This window comes from uncultured Methylobacterium sp., from assembly GCF_964242245.1.
Taxonomy (GTDB): domain Bacteria; phylum Pseudomonadota; class Alphaproteobacteria; order Rhizobiales; family Beijerinckiaceae; genus Methylobacterium.
This window is the reverse complement of sequence record NZ_CAXTBY010000186.1, coordinates 1-4,426: the sequence shown is the minus strand read 5'-3', so window position 1 is coordinate 4,426 and position 4,426 is coordinate 1. Positions and strand designations below refer to the sequence as shown.

Below are 4,426 nucleotides of genomic sequence, written 5' to 3'. Positions count from 1 at the left end.
GGAGGCGCACCAGCACCTCGTCGGACAGATCGAGGCCGGCTGGCACCTCGCCTGAACCCGGCCGTGCCGCCGCGAGCGAGGATCGGCGCCGCCAGGACGAACGGAGATAAGGCTTGACGATGCCGGAGATCGCCGGCCCGGAGGCGATGCCGATCGCCGGGTTGATTTCGTGGCCCGGCCGCCTGATATCAACGCCGGCCTCCGAAACCCTCGCCGATGAACGAAATCGCGATGATGAGCAACGACATGCAGCACGACGACCCGCGTCAGAACACGGCCGAGACCGGTCCCGATGCGGCTCACGCGAACGGGTCCGAACCGGCGCCGGACGCGGCGCTCGCCGCGATGACGGCCGAGCGGGACGAACTGAAGGACCGGATTCTGCGCACGCTCGCCGAGATGGAGAACCTGCGCCGCCGCACCGAGCGCGAGGTCGCCGACGGGCGGACCTACGCGGTGACGAACTTCGCCCGCGACGTGCTCAACGTCGCCGACAACATCCGCCGGGCCCTCGACAGCGTGCCGGCCGAGGCGCGGGAGGTGGCCGAGGGTGCGCTCAAGGGCCTGATCGACGGTATCGAGCTGACCGAGCGCGATCTCGCCAAGACCCTGGAGCGCCACGGCGTGAAGCTCGTCGAGCCCAAGGGCCAGCGCTTCGATCCCAATCGCCATCAGGCGATGTTCGAGGTGCCCGATGCCGAGGTTCCATCCGGCACGGTCGTGCAGGTGGTGCAGTCGGGCTACGTCATCGGCGACCGGGTGCTGCGGCCGGCCCTGGTCGGCGTCGCCAAGGGCGGGCCCAAGGGTGATGCCAGCAAGGGTGATGCCAGCAAGGGCGATCCCACGGCGGGGGCAACGTCCGCCGACGCGGCCTGACGTTCCTCGGTGACCCGCGATCCCGGGCCGCGCGGCCCGGCCCGGACGCGCGAGAAGCCCGGCGGTTCCCCGCCGGCGCCTCAGTCGGCGCAGGGCAGGGCGTCGGCGCCCTCCGAGATGAACTGCGCCGTGTCGCGCACCGATCGCGGCGTCCCGGGATCGCGGGCGACGCGGCCGGCCTCGATGCGGAGCCGCGCGTTGCAGGCGCAGTGCGGCAGCAGGCCCGAGGCCCGATCGGGCGTGCAGGCGTCGTGGTGGGCACAGGCACGGTCGAGGGCGTCGATCGGCGGGTAGCCCGGCCCGCGGTTGCCCGGCCCGCAATAGTTCCCGTGAATCAGGAAGGCCCCGCGCGCGGCATCGAACTGCGGCAGGGTCTGCGCGTGCGCGGACGGGAGGGTGGCAAGGGCAGCCCATGCGGCGCCGAGGGCGCGTGTCCGAAGCCGGGTGAGGATGGAAGCAGTCACGGTCGGTCCTGTGTTGCGTGAAATTCCCCTGCGCGTCCCAAGCTGGGTCGCCCGCGCCGATCGTCAACCACACCGCGCTCGACGCGGCTGCAGCCACGCGGACGATGCTGGAACACTATTCGCCCGTTGTCGAGACCGGAATGCGGTCGTCTTGACAGTCGATCGTAGGTCTATCGCCTGGAAGCGATGCCTCGGAACCTGTTCTTGTGCCCGTTCCGCACGAGGACGGATGCGCGAAAGCCCGCCGCACCGGGGGCATAGTACGTAGGATCGCGGCCGGACCCGCTGCAAGGCCCGCAGGCCGCGCCGAGGCCGCCCTGGGGACGGCGCCGCCTGCGTGCTCCCCCGGACGAGGGCCGGACCGCCTCACGAAGCGGCCGGCACCGTCAGAGGGCGAGGAACAGCGGGCTCACCACGATCACGGCGAGGATCATGCAGATCGCCAGGTCGAGGACGCGTGCGCCGCCGCACCCCCCGGGCTCGTCGCGCCGGCAGGAGGCCGGACCTTGGGCCGGAATGAAGATCATCTCTGGGCTCCTCACGGGGTGGGGTGGAGCGCCGTCCCCTCGGAAGGGGATCGCGGGGCGGCGGCCTGCGTGCCCTCGGGGTCCCGCCGCGATGGGCCGTGTCCGCGGCGGCGATCCAGATGGCAGGCAGCGCGAGGGCGACGAGGCAGGCGGCCGCGCATTCGCGTCGAGGGACTGCAGGGGCGGGCAGGCGAGGGGGCGTCTCAGTTCGGTCATCGCGTCGTTCCCGCGCATCCGGGTTGGGGGTTCGTTGCTCCGGATGGTTATGTGTGTAAAATTCCCACGTCAATTGAAGGGCCGTCAGCCGAGGTGCGCCCGCGCACGGGGCGGGATTGTGTCCCACGACGGGGCCGCTAAGGGTTTTTCGCGAACACGCCCGCACCGTGCCTCGGTGCGGGCGGGGCCACGGCGCGGGCGGCGTCTCGCGGGGACACGCTGAAGCTCCATCCATGCCCGAGACCACCGCCGACACGTCCGAAGGGGCCGCCCTGCACGCGCCGGCGGCGCGCCTGCTGCGCCCGCTGGTGCGCCTGTTCGTGGCCCGCGGCATCACCTTCCCGGCCCTGACGAACCTGCTGCGCGAACTCTACGTGAACGTCGCCGAGTACGACTTCGCGCTGCCCGGCAAGGAGCAGACCGACAGCCGCGTCTCCCTGCTCACGGGCATCCACCGCAAGGAGGTGCGGCGGCTCCGCGGCGCCGGCGCGCCGGTGAGCGCCGTGCCGGCGGTGGTGTCGCGCACGAGCCGGATCATCGCCCGGTGGCTTGCCGACCCGGCCTTCACCGACCGCGCCGGCCGGCCCCTGCCGCTGCGCCGCGCGGGCGATGCGCCGTCCTTCGAGGCGCTGGTCGCCGGCATCACCCGCGACCTGCGGCCCCGGGCGGTGCTGGACGAGTGGCTCGACCGCGGGCTCGCCGCCCTCGATGCCGAGGACCGGATCGTGCTGGCCGAGGCCGCCTACGTGCCGCGGGGCGGCGAGCCGCAGCTCTACTATTTCGGGCGCAACCTCCACGACCACATCGCGGCCTCGGTCGCCAACATCGTCGGCGAGGCGCCCCGCTTCCTCGAGCGCGCCGTGCACTACGACGGGCTCTCGCCGGAACTGGCCGCCCGCCTCGAAGCCCGCGCACGGGAGATCGCGATGGAGGCGCTGGCCCAGGCTAACCGCGAGGCGCACGCGGCCTGCGCCACCGATCCCGGCGGCAGCCACCGCTGGAACTTCGGGCTCTACGTCTACGCCGAGGCGGTGCCGCCGGCCGCGGCGGGCAAGGCTGGCGACCCGTGAGGAGCGGGCGCGGACCCGACCCGAACCGCCGCCGCGTCCTGCGGTGGCTCGCCGGCGCCGCCGGCCTGCTCCTGCCCGGCCGCGCCCGGCCGCAGGAGGCGCCCCGCGACCAGGGCATCGGCGGCACCGGCGCGCGACCGGCGGACGGCCCGGCCGGCGAGGATCGCGGCATCGGCGGCACGGGCATGATCGGCACGATCCGCCGCTTCGGCTCGATCGTCGTCAACGACCTGCGCATCGCCTATCCCGCCGACGTCGCGGTGCGCATCGACGGGGCGCCGGCCCGGGGCTCCGACCTGCGGATCGGCCACGTGGTGCGCTGCGTCGCCCACGCGGAGGCCGGCGGCCTGTCGACCCGGCGGATCGACGTGACAAGCGAGGTCGTCGGTCCGGTCGAGGCGGTGGCCAGGGGTGGGATGACCGTGCTCGGCCAGCGGGTCTCGACCGCCGGGATGGCGGGCGGCTGGGCGGTCGGCGATTGGGTCGCGGTGAGCGGCCTGCGCCGGCCGGACGGGGTCGTCGTCGCGAGCCTGATCGAGCCGCGCTCCGCCGGTCCCGCTCACGTCGCCGGCCCGGTGCGGCGCGATGCCGAGGGCCGACCGCGGATCGGAGCCTTGCGCCTCGACGGTGCCGGTGCCCTGGTAGGGGGCAGGGCCGCGCTCACCGGCGAGGCCGCGGCCGGCGTGCTGAGGCACGCCCGCGCCACCGAGGCCGGCCCGCCGTTCCCGCCGGGTCTCGCCCGGGTCTCGGTCGAGGCCTATGTCGGCCGTAGCGGGGGCCGGCTGAACCTCGGCTCGGGCCTTCCCGTCTCCGGTGCCGCCGCCGCAATCCCCCGCCGCGGCAGCGTGCGGGCGGTGCTGACCCTGCAGCCCGACGCCGACGGACGCCTCACCGTGGAGCGCCTGCGCGTCGACGGGCGGCCCGCGCCGGGTCCGGCCAACGGCCGCGAGGCGCCGCGCTTCGAGCACCGGCCGGATCGGATCGACCCGCGCGGCCTGCCCGGCCAAGGGGGCGCCGGCCAAGGATTCCCCGGCCAAGGGCCGGACGGCCCGGGACGCCCGGGTCTCGCGCCGGGCGGACATCCCGGGACCATGCCCGGCCTCGATACCCGCCCGGACCCCGGCGGGTTCGGACCCGGCGGCCACGGAGGCCTGGGCCTTCCCGGCGGCCCGGGCGGGCTCAACGGACCCGGAGGTTTTGGCGGCGGTCCCGGAGGGCCGGGTGGGTTCGGCGGACTCGGTGGCCCGGGCGGCGGACGCCGCTAGATGTTGAG

Annotated in this window: 5 protein-coding genes; 3 read left to right on the top strand and 2 right to left on the bottom strand. The window is 74.6% G+C overall.

What is annotated here, in order from left to right; genetic code table 11:
* Window positions 1–231 precede the first annotated feature (231 nt).
* Window positions 232–876, top strand: a complete 645-nt coding sequence (gene grpE, locus ACFE8Y_RS20920; RefSeq protein ID WP_375466294.1) for a nucleotide exchange factor GrpE — start codon at window positions 232–234, stop codon at window positions 874–876.
* An 80-nt stretch (window positions 877–956) separates the two neighbouring features.
* On the opposite strand, the gene ACFE8Y_RS20915 is transcribed toward grpE, so the two are convergent.
* Window positions 957–1,340 carry a hypothetical protein gene (locus ACFE8Y_RS20915; RefSeq protein WP_375466293.1) on the bottom strand — a complete coding sequence of 128 codons (384 nt, stop codon included), beginning with the start codon at window positions 1,338–1,340 and terminating at the stop codon, window positions 957–959.
* A gap of 386 nt (window positions 1,341–1,726) precedes the next feature.
* Window positions 1,727–1,867: a hypothetical protein gene (locus tag ACFE8Y_RS20910; protein ID WP_375466292.1), complete on the bottom strand. Its 141-nt coding sequence runs from the start codon at window positions 1,865–1,867 to the stop codon at window positions 1,727–1,729.
* Between the two features lie 449 nt (window positions 1,868–2,316).
* Here ACFE8Y_RS20910 and ACFE8Y_RS20905 point away from each other — a divergent pair, with 449 nt between their 5' ends.
* Both ACFE8Y_RS20905 and ACFE8Y_RS20900 read left to right on the top strand, forming a co-directional pair.
* Window positions 2,317–3,153, top strand: coding sequence for a DUF6502 family protein (locus ACFE8Y_RS20905; RefSeq protein ID WP_375466291.1), 837 nt, complete (start codon window positions 2,317–2,319; stop codon window positions 3,151–3,153).
* Window positions 3,150–4,418, top strand: a complete 1,269-nt coding sequence (locus ACFE8Y_RS20900; RefSeq protein WP_375466290.1) for a DUF5666 domain-containing protein — start codon at window positions 3,150–3,152, stop codon at window positions 4,416–4,418. The genes ACFE8Y_RS20905 and ACFE8Y_RS20900 overlap by 4 nt, the downstream gene beginning before the upstream one ends.
* The last annotated feature ends 8 nt before the right edge of the window (window positions 4,419–4,426 follow it).